This window comes from Curtobacterium flaccumfaciens (assembly GCF_013359815.1).
In the GTDB taxonomy this organism is placed as follows: Bacteria; Actinomycetota; Actinomycetes; order Actinomycetales; family Microbacteriaceae; genus Curtobacterium; species Curtobacterium flaccumfaciens.
Genome location: NZ_JABMCF010000040.1, coordinates 86,007 through 101,151 on the forward strand (window position 1 = coordinate 86,007; position 15,145 = coordinate 101,151).

Annotated in this window: 16 protein-coding genes; 7 read left to right on the forward strand and 9 right to left on the reverse strand. The window is 71.9% G+C overall.

Features of this window, described 5'->3' with window-relative positions; translation table 11 throughout:
- Positions 1–168: 168 nt before the first annotated feature.
- A complete protein-coding gene (locus HP445_RS14170; RefSeq protein WP_128779652.1) occupies positions 169–609 on the forward strand; it encodes a VOC family protein in 441 nt (146 codons plus the stop codon).
- 5 nt (positions 610–614) lie between these two features.
- Here the strand turns inward: HP445_RS14170 and HP445_RS14175 are convergent, their stop codons facing one another.
- Positions 615–1,058, reverse strand: a complete 444-nt coding sequence (locus tag HP445_RS14175) for an acyl-CoA thioesterase (RefSeq protein ID WP_111023777.1) — start codon at positions 1,056–1,058, stop codon at positions 615–617.
- Positions 1,055–1,663, reverse strand: coding sequence for a QsdR family transcriptional regulator (locus HP445_RS14180; protein WP_128779653.1), 609 nt, complete (start codon positions 1,661–1,663; stop codon positions 1,055–1,057). The genes HP445_RS14175 and HP445_RS14180 overlap by 4 nt, the downstream gene beginning before the upstream one ends.
- A 59-nt stretch (positions 1,664–1,722) precedes the next feature.
- On the opposite strand from HP445_RS14180, the gene HP445_RS14185 reads away from it, so the two are divergent.
- Positions 1,723–2,904 carry an acyl-CoA dehydrogenase family protein gene (locus HP445_RS14185; RefSeq protein WP_128780113.1) on the forward strand — a complete coding sequence of 394 codons (1,182 nt, stop codon included), beginning with the start codon at positions 1,723–1,725 and terminating at the stop codon, positions 2,902–2,904.
- A gap of 21 nt (positions 2,905–2,925) precedes the next feature.
- On the opposite strand, the gene HP445_RS14190 is transcribed toward HP445_RS14185, so the two are convergent.
- Positions 2,926–5,004: a S9 family peptidase gene (locus HP445_RS14190; RefSeq protein WP_128779654.1), complete on the reverse strand. Its 2,079-nt coding sequence runs from the start codon at positions 5,002–5,004 to the stop codon at positions 2,926–2,928.
- On the reverse strand, positions 5,001–5,897 hold the full coding sequence (locus HP445_RS14195; RefSeq protein ID WP_128779655.1) for a patatin-like phospholipase family protein: 897 nt from the start codon (positions 5,895–5,897) through the stop codon (positions 5,001–5,003). The genes HP445_RS14190 and HP445_RS14195 overlap by 4 nt, the downstream gene beginning before the upstream one ends.
- Before the next feature lie 113 nt (positions 5,898–6,010).
- On the opposite strand from HP445_RS14195, the gene HP445_RS14200 reads away from it, so the two are divergent.
- Positions 6,011–6,820, forward strand: a complete 810-nt coding sequence (locus HP445_RS14200; RefSeq protein ID WP_128779656.1) for a GAF domain-containing protein — start codon at positions 6,011–6,013, stop codon at positions 6,818–6,820.
- 41 nt (positions 6,821–6,861) lie between these two features.
- Positions 6,862–7,047, forward strand: coding sequence for a hypothetical protein (locus tag HP445_RS14205; RefSeq protein WP_027465208.1), 186 nt, complete (start codon positions 6,862–6,864; stop codon positions 7,045–7,047).
- Between the two features lie 109 nt (positions 7,048–7,156).
- Here HP445_RS14205 and HP445_RS14210 read toward each other — a convergent pair whose 3' ends face one another.
- Positions 7,157–8,188 (reverse strand): NADPH:quinone reductase, encoded by a 1,032-nt coding sequence (locus HP445_RS14210; protein ID WP_128779657.1) that lies wholly within the window; start codon positions 8,186–8,188, stop codon positions 7,157–7,159.
- A 50-nt stretch (positions 8,189–8,238) separates the two neighbouring features.
- Positions 8,239–8,601, reverse strand: coding sequence for a winged helix-turn-helix transcriptional regulator (locus HP445_RS14215; protein ID WP_071247254.1), 363 nt, complete (start codon positions 8,599–8,601; stop codon positions 8,239–8,241).
- 108 nt (positions 8,602–8,709) lie between these two features.
- Here HP445_RS14215 and HP445_RS14220 point away from each other — a divergent pair, with 108 nt between their 5' ends.
- Entirely contained in the window at positions 8,710–9,357 is a 648-nt protein-coding gene (locus tag HP445_RS14220; RefSeq protein WP_111033793.1) for an NAD(P)-dependent oxidoreductase, read from the forward strand.
- A 177-nt stretch (positions 9,358–9,534) separates the two neighbouring features.
- Here HP445_RS14220 and HP445_RS14225 read toward each other — a convergent pair whose 3' ends face one another.
- A complete protein-coding gene (locus tag HP445_RS14225; RefSeq protein WP_128779658.1) occupies positions 9,535–10,857 on the reverse strand; it encodes an MFS transporter in 1,323 nt (440 codons plus the stop codon).
- Positions 10,858–10,993: 136 nt separating this feature from the next.
- Between HP445_RS14225 and HP445_RS14230 the strand changes: the two genes are divergently transcribed.
- Positions 10,994–11,851: a LysR substrate-binding domain-containing protein gene (locus HP445_RS14230; protein WP_017886578.1), complete on the forward strand. Its 858-nt coding sequence runs from the start codon at positions 10,994–10,996 to the stop codon at positions 11,849–11,851.
- A 168-nt stretch (positions 11,852–12,019) separates the two neighbouring features.
- On the opposite strand, the gene HP445_RS14235 is transcribed toward HP445_RS14230, so the two are convergent.
- Complete coding sequence (locus HP445_RS14235; RefSeq protein ID WP_128779659.1) at positions 12,020–13,270, reverse strand: hypothetical protein; 1,251 nt, start codon at positions 13,268–13,270, stop codon at positions 12,020–12,022.
- Positions 13,271–13,367: 97 nt separating this feature from the next.
- On the opposite strand from HP445_RS14235, the gene HP445_RS14240 reads away from it, so the two are divergent.
- Positions 13,368–14,336 (forward strand): aldo/keto reductase, encoded by a 969-nt coding sequence (locus HP445_RS14240; protein ID WP_111023756.1) that lies wholly within the window; start codon positions 13,368–13,370, stop codon positions 14,334–14,336.
- A gap of 142 nt (positions 14,337–14,478) precedes the next feature.
- Here HP445_RS14240 and HP445_RS14245 read toward each other — a convergent pair whose 3' ends face one another.
- Entirely contained in the window at positions 14,479–15,114 is a 636-nt protein-coding gene (locus tag HP445_RS14245) for an NADPH-dependent F420 reductase (protein WP_128779660.1), read from the reverse strand.
- Between the last annotated feature and the right edge of the window lie 31 nt (positions 15,115–15,145).

Here is a 15,145-nt window from a genome sequence, read left to right on the forward strand (position 1 = left end):
CCCGAACCGCGCGATCGCGTGGTTCGGGGGCACTTCGGTTGTGTGGGGTGCGGAACGTCGTCCACGGGGCTGTCCGGTCGCCGCACGCCCTCGGGTGCTTCGGAGGGACCGAGCGTTGCCTCGGGTGCGCGTCGCAACCACGGCGCGCAACCCCTGAGGAGCTCCACCATGACCGAGCCGTTCGCACGCCCGACCGCCCTGGCCCACGTCCGTGTCACCGTGACCGACATCCACCGGAGCAAGGCCTTCTACCAGCTGCTGCTCGGCACGGATCCGGCGATCGACTTCAGCGACCAGGTCGACGAGCCGGGTGTCCGCGAGGACCGCGAGCGTTTCTACGGCGGATCGGTGTTCCGGCTCGGTGACCAGGTGTTCGGACTCCGTCCGGTCGCTCCCGCGGGGCAGACGTTCGATCCGGACACCGTCGGCCTCGACCACGTGAGCTTCGTCGTGGGTTCGGTCGACGAGCTGCACGAGGCGGCCGTCCGACTCGATGCCGCGGGTGTCGAACACGGCGAGGTCACCGACCTCGGCGACGCCGGCATGGTGATCCTGTCCGTGCAGGACCCCGACGACATCAACCTCGAGCTGGCTGCACTGAAGGGCTGAGGTCGTCAGTCGGCGACGGCGGCCTGCTGCGCGACCATCGAGCCGGTCACGAGCGCGCGGAGCTCGGTGGGCAGCGGGATCGGTCGGCGGGCGCCCTCGCGGTCGATGATGACGTGCACGAACTCACCGGTGGCGAGCAGGGCGCCGTCGGACTGGCGGAACAGGCCGAACTCCCACGACAGGCTCGTGGTGCCGAGGTGCTTCGAGCGCATCCCGACCTCGATGACGTCCGGCCAGACGGCGGACTCGACGAACCGGCAGCTCGACGACACCAGCACGGCGATCCACTCCGACGAGAACGGGTCGAGCCCGGCGACCTCGCGGAACCAGTACGTCGACGCGTTGTCCATCGCCGAGTAGTAGATCGTGTTGTTGACGTGCCCGAACATGTCGTTGTCGTTCCACCTGGTGGGATACGAGCGGCGGAACGGGTACTCGTCGATGGTCATCGGTCTCCGATCGGTGGTGCGGGTGTGGCGTGCACCGCGTCGGGCCGCAGGACGTACTCGAACGCCGCACGTGCTCGGTCGGGATCAGGGGTCTCACCGGAGATGAACTCGGCGTAGGTGAACGACTCGGAGATCCGGACGAGCAGCCGTGCGAGCTCCTCAGCCGACAACGGTGCCGGATCGAACGTACCGGACGACTCCTGCTGCTCGATGAGTGCGGTGACCCGGGCGACGAACCGGCTCTGCACGTCGCTGTCCGAGGTGGTGAGCAGACGCATCGCCCGAGCGGGTTCGCGCGTCAGGAACGCCCGGAAGTACGGGGCGTCGATCAGGTCGGCGGTGAACCGGTCGAGCACGACGACGAGCCGGGCTGCTCCGGTCGCCCCGATCTCGTCGGCGGCGTGGGTGGCTCCGTCGAGGGTCGGGACTGCGAGGGACCACAGGATCTCGGACAGCAACCGGTCACGGTTGCCGACCCACCGGAACAGCGACGTGCGGTCGACGCCGAGTGCGGCAGCCAACGCCCCCATGTCGATCCGTGAGCCGGCGATGAAGGTGTGACGGGCCTCCCGGAAGGCGCCCAGCGCAGAGTCCGATGTGTACACGCGATCCTCTCTTGCAACGTTTTCGAGAATGATGCATCGTGGTTCCCATGTCAACGACGATGCCCGCGACGCCCCTGCTCGAATCGGACTTCTACGGCTTCCAGCAACAGCTCACCGAGCAGGAGCGCGCATCGCTCGGGCAGCTCCGGCAGTACCTCGAGCGCGAGGTCGCGCCCATCGCCGACGCGTACTGGGCGCGCGCCGAGTTCCCGATGCAGGTGATCGCGCCGCTCGCCGAGCTCGGCATGTACGGGCCCGGCGTCCCGCTCGTGCGGCAGTTCGAGAACTCGGCCGTGTACCGCGGCTGGGCGGCCCTCGAACTCGGACGCGTGGACGCGAGCGTCGCCACCTTCATCGGCGTGCAGTCCGGCCTGGCGATGAACTCGATCGCGGTCGCCGGCAGCGACGAACAGCAGCGCGAGTGGCTCCCGCGGATGGCCACAGGTGAGATCGTCGGGGCGTTCGGGCTCACCGAGCCGTACTCCGGCAGCGACTCCGCGAAGGGCCTGCGCACCACCGCCCGGCGCGAGGGCAACGCGTGGGTGCTCGACGGCGAGAAGCGCTGGATCGGCAACGCCACCTTCGCCGACGTCGTCGTGATCTGGGCGAAGGACGTCGCCGACGGTCAGGTCAAGGGCTTCCTCGTCACCACCGACACCGCGGGCTTCACCGCGACGAAGATCGAGGACAAGATCGCGCTGCGCGGCGTGCAGAACGCCGACATCGTCATGCAGGACGTCCGGGTGCCCGAGTCGCGTCGGCTGCAGAACGCGACGTCGTTCCGCTCGACCGCCGAGGTGCTCCGACTGACCCGCACCGAGGTCGCCTGGCAGGCCGTCGGCATCGCGGTCGGGGCGTACGAGGCCGCGCTCGCCTACGCCCGCGAGCGGATCCAGTTCGGCAAGCCGATCGCCGCCCACCAGCTCGTGCAGGACCTGCTCGTCAAGTCGCTGTCGAACATCACGGCCTCGATCGCACTGTGCACGCAGGCCTCGGCCATGCAGGACGCCGGGGTCGGTGGCGACGAGCACTCGGCGTTGGCCAAGGCGTTCGCCACCGCGAAGATGCGGGAGACCGTCGCCTGGTGCCGCGAGGTGCAGGGCGGCAACGGCATCGTGCTCGACAAGGGCGTGGCCCGGTTCTTCGCCGATGCCGAGGCGATCTACTCGTACGAGGGCACGCGCGAGGTCAACACCCTGATCGTGGGGCGGGCGATCACCGGGCAGGCCGCGTTCGTCTAGCGGCCAGCCCGGCCCGCCGCGCTACCCGAGCAGCGCCGGCCGCTCCCACTCCTGGTCGAGCACGTGCTGCCCGAGGAACGCGAACACCGTCTCGTACCAGACCACGGCGTGCTGCGGAGCGAGCACCCAGTGGTTCTCGTCCGGGAAGTACAGGAACCGGTGCGGCATCGAGCCGTCCGGTGCCGCGTGGTGCTCCGCGAGCTCGGACCAGAGCCGCAGCCCCTCGCCGATCGGCACCCGGTAGTCCTTGTCGCCGTGGATGACGAGCATCGGTGACGTGATGTCCCCCACGAACCGGTGCGGGTCGTTCGCCGCGATCCCGTCGGCGTCGAAGATCGACGACCAGTACTGCGACGAGTCCGTCGTGCCGTTGAACTGGTCGAGCGCCCACAGGCTCGCGTGGGTGACGATCGCGCGGAACCGGTCGGTGTGCCCGGCGACCCAGTTCGCCATGTACCCGCCGAACGACCCACCCATCGCGGCGGTGCGGGTCGCGTCGATGTCCGCCCGCGCCTCGACCACGTCGGTGATCGCCATCAGGTCGGTGTACGGCGCCTGGCCCCAGGCGTTCCAGCCGCGGTTCACGAAGTCGAGTCCGTAGCCGGTGGACAACGCGGGGTCCGGCAGCAGGACGGCGTAGCCCCGGGCCGCGAGCAGCATCGGGTTCCAGCGCCAGGACCACTGGTTCCACGAGTTGAGCGGTCCGCCGTGGATCCACAGGACGAGCGGATGCGGCCCGTCGCCCTCGGGGACGACCAGCCAGCCGCGCACGCGGGCGCCGTCGGCCGCGGTCGTCTCGACCTCTTCCAGGTGGGCGGGCACGTCCGGCAGGGGCGCCGGCGTCGCCAACGGGGTCACCGTGCCGTCCGTCGCGATCCGCACCGGGTGCAGCGGGGCCGCCCAGGAGGCCCGGAGCGCCACGACCACGCCCGTCGCCGCCGCCACGCGCAGGCTCGAGTACGCCCAGTCGTCGTGCGTCAGCTGCTCGACGGCGCCGCCGTCGAGGGGGATGCGGAAGACCGGCGCGCGGCCGTCCTGGTCGGCGACCGCCAGGAGCGCGCGGTCGCCGTGCTCGAACACGAGCTGGCTCGGCCAGCGGTCCCAGTCGGTCGCGACGCGGCGGGCGTCGGAGCCGTCGATGCCGGCGACCCAGACCTCCTGCTGGTTCGCGCCGGCCGGGGTGGAGCGGACGGTCCGGACCCAGGCGATCGTCCGGCCGTCGTGGCTGAGCGCCGGCATCTCGTGGTCGACGTCGACGTCGTCGAACAGCACCGTGCGGTGGCCGCTGGACAGGTCGATGGTGACGAGCGTCGAGCGGTCTCCACGGGCCTCCCGGACGCCGACGGATGCCAGCAGGACCGAGCCGTCGGGCGTGAGCGCCCCGCTGACGTGGTCGAGCGAGCGGCCGGGGGTCGGTGTGCGGTCGACGGGCTGGACGGGCTCGGCGCTGGCGCCGACGGCGTCGCTGCCGGTGTCGCTGTCGCTGTCGGCCGTGTCGAGCGTCAGCACGTGCGTCTGGGCCGGCCCGAGGTCGTGGTCCCAGTACCGGACCGGGTAGGTCTCGTGCAGGATCGCGCGGACCTGCTTGTCCTTCCGGCTCTTCCGGAGCTCCGCGTCGGCCTCGAGCACGGTCGCGGGGTCGGAGCCGGCCCCCGGCAGCAGGTCGGCGGTCAGCGCCACGACGTCCGACGAGGCCGCGGTGGCCAGGACCCCACCGACGCCGCCGGCCAGGCGGGTGAGCGGACGGGCCTCGCCACCGGTCGCGGGCAGCACCCAGAGCTGGGCGGCCTCGAGGTCGGTGGCGTCGGCGTCGGGCCGGGCGGAGACGAAGAGCAGGTCGCCGGTGCGGGTGAAGGCGATGCCGCCCTCGCCCTTGGCGGAGCGCGTGAGGCGGACCGGGCGTGCGGCGGGTGTCCCGGCGTCGTCCGCGTCCTCGGCCGGGGCTGCTGGTACCTGCCAGATCGACCGGCGGTACCCGGTGCCGTCGGGGTCGAGGGCACTGACCGTCAGGGCGACGCGGGTGCCGTCGGGGCTGATGTCGATGCCGTCGACGCGGGGGAGCGCGACGTACTGGTCGAGGTCGGAGAACGGGGTGCTCATGCGTGCACGCTCGCCAGGTCCTCGGCCCAGAAGGCGGCGACCTGCTCGGCGACCGCGGTGCCCTGGGCGTGGCCGGCCTCGGCCGACGGTGCCTGGGTGGCGAGCGAGAGCGAGTTCGTGCCGAAGGCCTGCTGGGAGGCACTGTCCGCCACGACGACCTCGACCGACGAACCACCGGCGCGCAGGGCCTCGACGGCGACGTCGAGCCACGGCCCGCACGGGGACGGGCCCTCGGGGCCGCAGGCGATGACGAGCACGCGCTCGTACCCGGCGGCGGCATCGGCGTTGGTGCCCGAGCGGACGCCCCCGTCGACGTACGGGCGGCCGTCGATGGCGACCGGTGTCCAGACGAAGGGCACCGAGCAGCTCGCGGCGACCGCACGGGGGAGCGGCACGTTGTCGGCCGCCGTCAGCAGGCGGAAGGTGCCGTCGGTGGCGTCGACCGCAGTGACGGCGAGCGGCTTCTCCGGCCACTCGGTGGACGGGAGCGTCTCGCCGAAGGTCGCCGTGCGCTCGTCGTCGCTCTGACCACCGACGACCTGCTGGGCGGCCTGACCGAGTCGAGCCCGGGCGTCCTGTTCGCCGGTCGCACCCTGCAGTGCTGCGCCGATGTGCTGCTGCACGGCCTCGACGTCGATGGGGGCCGGCTCTTGGTAGGTGGTCGGCGCCGGGGTGTGCTGCTGGTCGTAGGCCTGCTGGACGGCGCCGTTCCGGACGAACGCGCCGACGACGCTGCCGGCGCTGGTGCCGACGACGAGGTCAGCGGCGTCGAGGTCGACGCCGGCTTCCTGCAGGGCGACGAGGACGCCGACTTCCCACGCGATGCCGGCGACACCTCCGCCACCGAGGACGAGGGCTCTGGATCCGGGAACGGGCGTGCTGACGTCGGTCATGGGTCCTGCTTACCAGCTGCGTGCGACGGGCCGGTGGAGGCCGGTGCGTCCTGTGGAGAACCCGCCTGTGGACAACTCCGTCCGCGTCGGTGGCGTGACCTAGCGTCGTGGTCATGGGGAACCAGCGTTCAGGACGGGTCAGCACGGTCGTGTGGCCGATCGTGGTGGCTGCTGCGCCCACCGCGGCGTTCCAGCTGCCGAACCTGTTCGTCACGCCGGCGGTCCGACTGTCGCTCGTCGCGTTCGGGCTCGTCGTGCTCGTCGGCGCCGTGACCGTGCAGGTGGTCCGGACCCGGCGCAGCGACGCCGCTCGGTCGGTGGCCGAGGACAACGCCACCGCGGCGGAGCTCGAGCAGTCGACGGCGGTCCGGTACGCGTTCGGCCAGATCGCCACCCGGCTCGTCCGGTTCACCGAGCTGCCCCGGTCCGATCGCCACGGCGAGCTCTCGGTCGTCGCCGACCGCGTCGCCGTGGCCCTGGCGTTCTACCTGCTGCCGAAGGTGCCCGACGTCCGCGCGAACGTGTACCAGCTGTCCACCGATCTGCGTGCCCTCGAGCCGATCGGTCACGGTGGGGCCGGCGACACCGCCGGGGTCTTCCGAGCGGGCACGCCCTACGGCGACCGCAACCTCGAGTGGGTGCTCGTCGGGGGATCACCCCGGATCGTCGGCGACCGCTCGGCCGACGTCGACGTCGACCAGGACCTGCCGGGCTTCGAGCCGCGGTACACCTCGTACGTCTCGGTGGTGATCCGGTCCGACCAGTACTCGTTCGGCATGCTCACCGTCGACTCTCCGGTCCCCGACGCCTTCACCGAACTCGACGCCAAGAACATCGCGATGATGGCGTCGTTCATGGCCGTCGCGTTCTCGTTGACCTACTCGTTCCCCGAGCGCGACCGCAATCCAAGGAAAGGCCCGTGATGCTCACACGCTCTGTCGGACGCTCGACGTACGATGCCCCCATGACGACCGTGAACCCTGCTCCGCCGTCGTTCGGGCGTGCCCGGATCTCCTCGCCGAACTGGAACGACACGACCACCGACGCCGACTACGAAGACCTCGACGTCATCGCCGCCAACATCGAACGCGAGCGCGTTGCAGCCCGGCTCCGGGTCACCGCAGCGATCGCCGCGCGACTGGGTCGCTGACCCCTCCCGCAACGTCCACGACGAACGGCTCCCACGCGTGCGTGGGAGCCGTTCGTCGTCCGAGGAGCCCGAGCCCGAGCCCGAGCCGGGGCCGGCTCCGGCGCCGCAGCTACGGCGCCTCGGTCACGTCGATGAGCACCTTGCCGACCGTGTCCTGCTCGACCGCGTCGTGCGCCTGGGCGGTCTGCTCGAGCGCGAACCGGGTGAGCGGGAGTCCGGCGTCCTCGCCGACCGGCAGCACACCGTCGTGCAGCGCCTCGGTGACGTCCTCGGCCGCCGCGGACAGCGCCTCGTCGCCGATCGTGTAGAGCAGCAGGAACTGGTAGCGGGCGTTCACGCTCATGTTCGGGCGGATCGGCAAGCTCGCCTCGTCGCCGCCGTTGTTCGCGTAGATCGACACGACACCGTGGTTCGCCAGCACGTCGGCGACCAGCGCGGCGTTCTGCGGGATCGACACCTCGACGACGATGTCGACACCGTCCGGCGCGATCGACCGGATGCGCTCGGCGGCGTCCTCCTCGCGGTAGTTCACGACGTGGTGGGCGCCGGCCGCCGTGGCGAGGGCTGCCTTCGCGTCCGAGCTGATCGTCGTGATGACGGTCGCTCCGGCCCAGCGGGCGAGCTGGATCGCGGCGTGCCCCACGACACCGGCGCCGCCGGCGACGAGCACGGTGAAGCCGTCGAGGGCTCCGGGCCCCAGTCGTGCGGGGCCGTCCTCGTGGGTGGTGAGCGCTCGGTGCGCCGTCATCGCGGGGACGCCGAGCGAGGCACCGACGTCGAACGAGACGCCGTCAGGCAGCGGGACCACGCGCGACTCGGGTACGACCGTGTACTCCTGTGCCGTGCCGGTCGGCCGTGACGCCGCCGCCATGAACAGCCAGACGGCGTCGCCGACGGCCAGCCCGTCGACTCCGGGGCCGACGGCGTCGACGACGCCTGCGCCGTCCTGGTTCGGCGTGATCTCGGGGAACGGCAGTCCGTCACCGTACGTGCCGCCGGCACGGGCCTTCCAGTCGGTCGGGTTGACGCCGGAGACGACGACGCGGACGCGGACCTCACCGGCTCCGGGCTCCGGGATCTCCCGCTCGACGAGTTCGAGGACGCTGCTGGCACCGGGCTTCGTGTAGACGATCGATCGCATGTCCCCAGGCAACCACTCGTCGCCGTCGGGGATTCCGAGTGCGGGGTCGCTCAGCGCGCGTCGTACCCCTCGCGCGCCTCGGCGACGTCGGGCATGTGCGAGGTGGCCCAGTCCTCCAGCGGCACGAGCACCGTGCGCAGCGATCGCCCGAGCTCGGTCAGTTCGTACTCCACGTGCGGCGGGATCTCGGGGAACACCGTCCGCGTCACCATGCCGTCGCGCTCGAGGGCCCGCAGCGTCTGGGTGAGCATCTTCTGGGAGACCCCCTGCACCCGGGCCGCCACCGCCGAGTACCGTGCGGGACCGTCGGCGAGGGCGCCGATCGTCAGCACGCTCCACCGGTCGCCGATGCGGTCGAGCAGCTGCCGGCTGGGGCAGTCCGCCGCGTAGGGGCTGTACTCGAGTGCTGACATGGTGTCCTCCGTAACGCACCGCCAGGTGCCTACTTACTCAAAGAGAGTAACTCTTGTACGGTGACTGTCAACGTCACCGACGCCCAGCACGTCCACGAAGGGAACACCATGACAAACATCGTCGTCTTCGGAGGCACCGGCTACGCCGGCTCCGCCATCACCCACGAGGCACTCTCCCGCGGCATCGCCGTCACCGCGGTCGCCCGCGACACGAGCAAGCTCGAGCCGGCCGAGGGCCTCACCCTGGCGCAGGGTGACGCGTTCGACGCCGACTTCGTGTCCGAGGTCACCAAGGGTGCCGACGTCGTCATCGTCTCGCTCCACGCCGTGCAGGCCGACGGCAGCGAGCTGAAGGACAAGTTCCAGCACTTCGTCGACGCCGCCGCTGCAGCCGGTGCGCGGCTCGGCATCGTCGGCGGTGCCGGCTCGATGCGCGTGTCCGAGGACGGCCCCCGCCTCTTCGACACCGACGGCTTCCCGGACGCCTTCAAGGGCGAGGCGAAGAGCCACGCGCAGATCCTCGACGCCCTCCGTGCGTCGGACACCGAGGTCGACTGGTTCTACGTGAGCCCCGCCGCGGCCTTCGGCAGCTACAACCCGGGCGAGCGTCGCGGCACCTACCGCGCCTCGGACGAGGTCCTGCTCGCCGACGCCGAGGGCAACTCGGACATCTCCGGCGCCGACTACGCGATCGCGTTCGTCGACGAGATCGTCACCCCGGCGCACCACCAGACGCGTTTCGGCGTCGCCTACTGAGGCACGGCCCCTCGCAAGACACCGGTGTTCACGCAACACACCGCGGGATCCCGCGGCGTCGAGCGTGAACACCGGTGTTTTGCGCACCGCCCGGCGCGACCAAGGGGCGGACGGGAGGCGCGGGGCAGGGCCGCCACGGGCCTCCAGGCCGGCGGGCGGTCACCGCCAGGGCCCGCGTCAGTGCGCGACGATCGCCGGCACCGGCAGGTGGTGGCGCATCCGCACCGCCAGGTGCAGGCCGCCCCGGCGGGCGAGCACGAGCGCGATCACGGCGGCGGCAGCAGCCGGCACGCCTCCGGCGACCATCATCCCCACGTGCGCACCGAAGCGGTCGACGATCTGGCCCATCAGCGGCCCGCCGATCGCCTGTCCGCCGAGCAGCACGAGGACGTAGAGCGACATCACCCGGCCGCGGATCGCCACGTTCGACGACAGCTGCACGAGCGAGTTCGACGCGGTCTGGAACAGCAGCTGCGACATCCCGACAGCAACCAGCGCGACGGTGAACGGTGCGATCGCCGGGATCGACCCCGAGACGACGAGCAGCACACCCGTCCAGAACACCCCGCCGACGATGGTGCGGAGCCGGACGACGGCCCTCCGGGTGGAGAGCAGCGCACCGACCAGGGCGCCGATCGCCACGGCGGAGTTGAACACCCCGTAGCCGCCGGCGCCGACGTCGTACACCTGTGACGCGAAGGCGGACAGCAGCACGGGCATCGTCAGCGCGAACACCGAGAAGAACGCGACGAGGATCACCGGCACGATGATCGTCGGCTTGTGCACGGCGTAGCGGAGGCCCTCCACGAGCTGCCCCTTGCTGCGGGGCGCCGGTGGTGTGCGGTGCAGTTCGGAGACCTTCAGGAACCCGAGCGTCACGACGACGGCGACGCAGGCGATCGCGTTCACGCCGAACGACCACCCCGCCCCGACCGCGACGAGCAGGGCCCCGGACAGCGCCGGACCGATCATGCCGCCCAGCTGGAACACCGACGAGTTCACGCTGATGGCGTTCCGCAGGTGCTTGTGCCCGACGATCTCGGTGACGAACACCTGCCGTGCCGGGTTGTCGATGACGGTGACCATGCCGACCAGGAACGCGATCACCCAGATGTGCCACGCCTCGACGACGCCGGCGAGCGTCAGGACGGCGAGCAGCGCGGACAGCACCGCGAAGGCTCCCTGGGTGATCATCATGAGCGCGCGCTTCGAGAACCGGTCGACCAGGACGCCCCCGAGCAGCCCGAACAGCAGCATCGGCGCGAACTGGCAGGCGACCGTGATGCCGACCTGCGCGACCGACCCGGTCAGCTGCAGCACGAGCCAGTCCTGCGCGATGCGCTGCATCCAGCCGGCGGTCATCGCCACCAGGTTGGTCGCCGTGAACAGCCGGAAGTTCGGCACGGACAGGGCGATGAGCGTGTGGCGCCACGGCGGTCGCGTGGCCTGGATCGGGAGCGGTTCGGTGGGCGGGGGGAGGGTCGTCGGTGACGCGCTCACGGTGCGGGGTTCTCCGGACGTCGGTGTGGATCTGGTACCCCAACGAAACTACGTGGCGCCGGGCCATTCGATACCCCTATGGTGGCTATCACTCCATTGCGATGTCGAATGAGGTCGCACCGACGGAAGGCGCGACGTGCTCGATCCGGTCCTGTTGCAGACGTTCCTGGCCGTGGCGGAGACCGGCAGCTTCACGCAGGCCGGCACCCGGCTCGGCATCAGCCAGCCGACGGTGTCCCAGCACGTCCGGCGCCTGGAGACCGCGGTGGCGCGCACCCTGGTCGCCCGGGACACCCGCGGCGTCGCCCTGACCGACAACGGGGACGCGATGGCCGGGTTCGCACGGACGATCCTCGCCGCGCACGCCACCGCCGACGCCTACTTCTCCGGCGCGGCCACCCGCGGACGCCTGCGGTTCGGGGCGGCGGACGACCTCGCCATCACCCAGCTGCCGCGGATCCTGCGGGACTTCCGACGACTGCACCCGCAGGTGAACCTCGAGCTCACGGTGAACCAGTCGTCACCCCTGCTCCGCCGGGTGCACGCCGGCCAGCTCGACCTGGTGTTCATCAAGCAGACGGCGGGGGAGTCCGCCGAGGGCACCCGGGTCGCCACCGACCAGATGGTGTGGATGGCGCAGGACGGCATCGCCCTGGAACCCGGCGAACCCGTCCCGCTCATCGCGTACCAGGCGCCGAGCATCAGCCGGCAGATGGCGATCGACGCCCTCGAGGCAGCCGGCCGCACCTGGCGGATCACCTGCAACACCCGCGACGTCAACGGGGTGCTCGCCGCGGTGCGCGCGGGCATCGGCGTCGCGGTGTTCCCGCACTCGCTGATCCCGGCCGACCTGGTGAAGGTCTCGCAGCGGCTCGGGCTGCCGGACCTGCCGGCGGTGGACTACGTCCTCATCGCGAACCCGACGGTGCAGCGGGAGCCGATCGACGCACTGACGAACGCGATCCTGTCCCGCGGGGTCGTCCGCGCCGTCTGAGCGCGTGCATCGGCGGCGAGACGCCGGCGTGTTCGGGCTGGTGTCCGCGGCAAGACGCCGGCGTGTTGTCTCGACACCGCCGAGCCGCCGAGACGCCGCGACTTTCGGGGGCGTCTCGACGTCGACGCGGCGTCCTGCCGAGACGACGGCGTCTGAGCGCTCGCGGCGCTACGGGGCGAGCGTCGGGGTCGTGCCGGTGCCGGTGACGTCCGGCAACGTCACGCCCGCGAGCGGCAGCAGCGCCGCCGCGACCGCCCACAGCAGCACGACCGTGCCGACGCCACCGAGCACGGCGCCGAGCAGGGCGACCGGTCGCTGCCACGTGGTCGTGCGGTCGCGCAGCGTTACGATCGAGAGCACCAGCGCGAGCAGTCCGAGCACCACGCCGACGCCGTGCACGGTCGCGGGAGCGGAGAACCACCAGGCCGCCAGACCGATCGTCGCGATCCCGGCGACGGCACCGAGCACCGCGCCGAGCGCACGGCGGGGCTCCGGCACGGCGGCTGCGGTCACGGGCTGGTCGAGCAGTTCGGTCGGGAGGCCCGCCTCGCCCCCGCCGGCACCCTGCGGCACCGGGGCGGGGGCGACCAGGGCCGCGGTCGCGTCGGCGTTCCGGGTCGCGACGACAGGGCTGCCGGGAGCGGCGGCTGGCGCCGCGTGCAGCACGGCGTCGAACGACCGCACGGATGCGGGTGCTGGTGCGGCCGACCGTGCAGCGGCCTGCTGGTGGGCGAAGCGACGGGGCGTCCGGTAGCCGATCGGGCCGACGGGCTCGGGTTCGGTGCCCTCGACGACCACGTGTTCGAGGCCGGGCACCGAGAACCGGGGCTGTCCGGCGACGGGCACGGCGGGTGCGGCGGACGGCGGTGCCGGGGAGGCCTCCGGCGAGGGGGTGGTGAGCGGCGAGGGGGTGGTGAGCGGCGCGACGAGCGGTGTCGCGTCCGCCGACGCGGGTGCGGCGGCGACCGGGGAGACCGGCACCACGAGCCCGGAGGCGGGGACGACCGACGATGGCGGCACCGCGGGCGTCTCGAACGGCACGGTGTGCACGTTCGGCGACGTCGGGGCCGGGGGCAGCAGTTCCTGCTGCGGCGGGAAGTCGGGCACCGGGGCGTCGGCCTCGACCAGTGCGGCGATCGACGCGGGCTCGGACGTCGGTGCGTGCGCGGCCGGCGCATGCGCGGCGGGTGCCTGCTCAGCCGCGGCGTTCCCTGCCGCGGCGACCGTGGTCGGTGGGACCGGCGCCGCGTGGGCGGCGCGTGGCGAGGCGGGGGTGGGGCGGGCCTCCCGGCCGGAGGCGTTCACGTGACCGGCGGCGGCGACCCGCTCGGGCGCGACCTCGTCGACGGGCGGCGCGGTCACCCAGGCCGGGACGGGCCGACGGGGCCGGTCCGATTCGGGCATGCGATGCGCTGCCACTGCGGCGCTCCTTCCGTCGACTGATCCATGCTCAGTTGTAGCGGCAACCGCTGTGTGGATCGCAGCCCCAGTTCGGGGTCGCCGGTACGTTCGGGTGATGACCGGAATCGAACACCGTCCCCTGGGCCCCTCGGGGCTCGTCGTCTCCACCGTCGGCCTCGGCTGCAACAACTTCGGGCGGCGGGGAACCGCGTCCGAGTCGCAGGAGGGCACCGACGCCGTCGTCGCCGCGGCCCTGGACGCCGGGGTGACGCTCTTCGACACCGCGGACATCTACGGCGGCGTGCCGGGCATGTCCGAAGAGATGCTCGGACGCTCGATCCGCGGCCGCCGCGACGAGATCGTCCTCGCCACGAAGTTCGGCATGGACATGCAGGGCGCGAACGGGCCGGACTGGGGCGTCCGCGGGTCCCGCCGGTACGTGCGGCTCGCGGTCGAGTCGTCGCTCCGCCGCCTCGGCACGGACTGGATCGACCTGTACCAGATGCACCGGCCCGACGAGGTGACGCCGATCGAGGAGACCCTGTCGGTCCTCGACGACCTGGTCCGCGAGGGCAAGATCCGGTACGTCGGGCACTCGAACTTCGCGGGGTGGCAGATCGCCGAGGCCGAACTCACGGCGTCGATCGCCGGGACCACCGCGTTCGTGTCCGCGCAGAACGAGTACAGCCCGCTCGCCCGGGATGCCGAGGCCGAGGTCCTGCCGGCCGTGCGGGCGTACGCGCTCGGGTTCCTGCCGTTCTTCCCGCTGTACAACGGGCTGCTCACCGGCAAGTACACGAAGGCGGGCGGCCCGGCCGACGGTCGGCTGACGACCTCGAAGCCGCAGGTGCTCGAGGACGCCCCGTGGGACGTGCTCGACGACTACCAGCGGTTCTGCGACGACCGGGGCGTGACGATGCTGCAGGCGACGTTCGCGTGGCTCCTGGCGCAGCCGGGGCTGTCGAGCGTCATCGCGGGGGCGACGAAGCCGGAGCAGATAACGCAGAACGTCGAGGCCGGCACCACCTGGGCGCCGACCGAGGACGACATCGCCGACATGACGACGATCTTCGACCGGGCCTGAGCGGGCGCGCTCGTTCCGCGCCGAGTTGTTTCGCGCCGGTTTGTTTCGCGCTGAGCGACAGGTCACGGGGTGCGGAGCCCGTGGGGTGTCGCTCAGCGCGAAACGTCGGCGGTGCGGCGGCCGCGCGGCGCGGCGCTGCGGACTAGCGCGTCGCGGCGGCCAGGGCGTCGCGCAGCTCGGCGGCGGTCATCCGCGGGCCGTAGCCGGGGGTGTCCCGCTGGATGCGCCAGCCCTCGGCGAGCGGTCCGGCGTCGACGACGTCGAAGCCGAACGCGTCGATGAGCTCGGCGACGGTCTGCTTGGCGGAGTCGTCGTCGCCGGCGATGACGAGGGCACGACGGTCCGGGGTGCCGGCGGGCGTCGCGTGGCCGGTCAGGTCGTCGGCGCCGATGTGGTTGAACGCCTTCACGACACGGGCGCCGGGCAGGTGGTCCTGCAGCATCTCGGCCGTTGTCGTGGACTGGTCGTCGAGGGCGGCGATGTGGCCGTCGCGCTCCCAGTAGTAGTTGTTCGTGTCGATGACGACCTTGCCGACGAGGGGCTCGACGGGGATCGTCTCGATCGCGGCGAGCGGCACCGTCACGACGACGGTCTCGCCAGCTGCGGCTGCCTCGTCGCGGGTCGCTGCGCGTGCGTCGTCGCCGAGTTCCGTGACCAGGTCGGTCAGGGTCTCCGGGCCGCGGGAGTTCGCGATGACGACCTGGTGGCCGTTCCGTACCGCGAGTCGAGCGAGCTGGGATCCGATGTTGCCGGCGCCGATGATTCCGATGGTTGTCATGGTGTCCCTGCAACGCTGCCCGCCGTCGTGC

What these genes read in the sequence shown, in the direction of transcription:
- HP445_RS14170 (WP_128779652.1), top strand. Translation starts at nt 169, where the DNA reads ATGACCGAGCCGTTCGCACGCCCGACCGCCCTGGCCCACGTCCGTGTC.
- HP445_RS14175 (WP_111023777.1), bottom strand. Translation starts at nt 1,058, where the DNA reads ATGACCATCGACGAGTACCCGTTCCGCCGCTCGTATCCCACCAGGTGG.
- HP445_RS14185 (WP_128780113.1), top strand. Translation starts at nt 1,723, where the DNA reads ATGCCCGCGACGCCCCTGCTCGAATCGGACTTCTACGGCTTCCAGCAA.
- HP445_RS14190 (WP_128779654.1), bottom strand. Translation starts at nt 5,004, where the DNA reads ATGAGCACCCCGTTCTCCGACCTCGACCAGTACGTCGCGCTCCCCCGC.
- HP445_RS14195 (WP_128779655.1), bottom strand. Translation starts at nt 5,897, where the DNA reads ATGACCGACGTCAGCACGCCCGTTCCCGGATCCAGAGCCCTCGTCCTC.
- HP445_RS14200 (WP_128779656.1), top strand. Translation starts at nt 6,011, where the DNA reads ATGGGGAACCAGCGTTCAGGACGGGTCAGCACGGTCGTGTGGCCGATC.
- HP445_RS14205 (WP_027465208.1), top strand. Translation starts at nt 6,862, where the DNA reads ATGACGACCGTGAACCCTGCTCCGCCGTCGTTCGGGCGTGCCCGGATC.
- HP445_RS14210 (WP_128779657.1), bottom strand. Translation starts at nt 8,188, where the DNA reads ATGCGATCGATCGTCTACACGAAGCCCGGTGCCAGCAGCGTCCTCGAA.
- HP445_RS14215 (WP_071247254.1), bottom strand. Translation starts at nt 8,601, where the DNA reads ATGTCAGCACTCGAGTACAGCCCCTACGCGGCGGACTGCCCCAGCCGG.
- HP445_RS14220 (WP_111033793.1), top strand. Translation starts at nt 8,710, where the DNA reads ATGACAAACATCGTCGTCTTCGGAGGCACCGGCTACGCCGGCTCCGCC.
- HP445_RS14240 (WP_111023756.1), top strand. Translation starts at nt 13,368, where the DNA reads ATGACCGGAATCGAACACCGTCCCCTGGGCCCCTCGGGGCTCGTCGTC.
- HP445_RS14245 (WP_128779660.1), bottom strand. Translation starts at nt 15,114, where the DNA reads ATGACAACCATCGGAATCATCGGCGCCGGCAACATCGGATCCCAGCTC.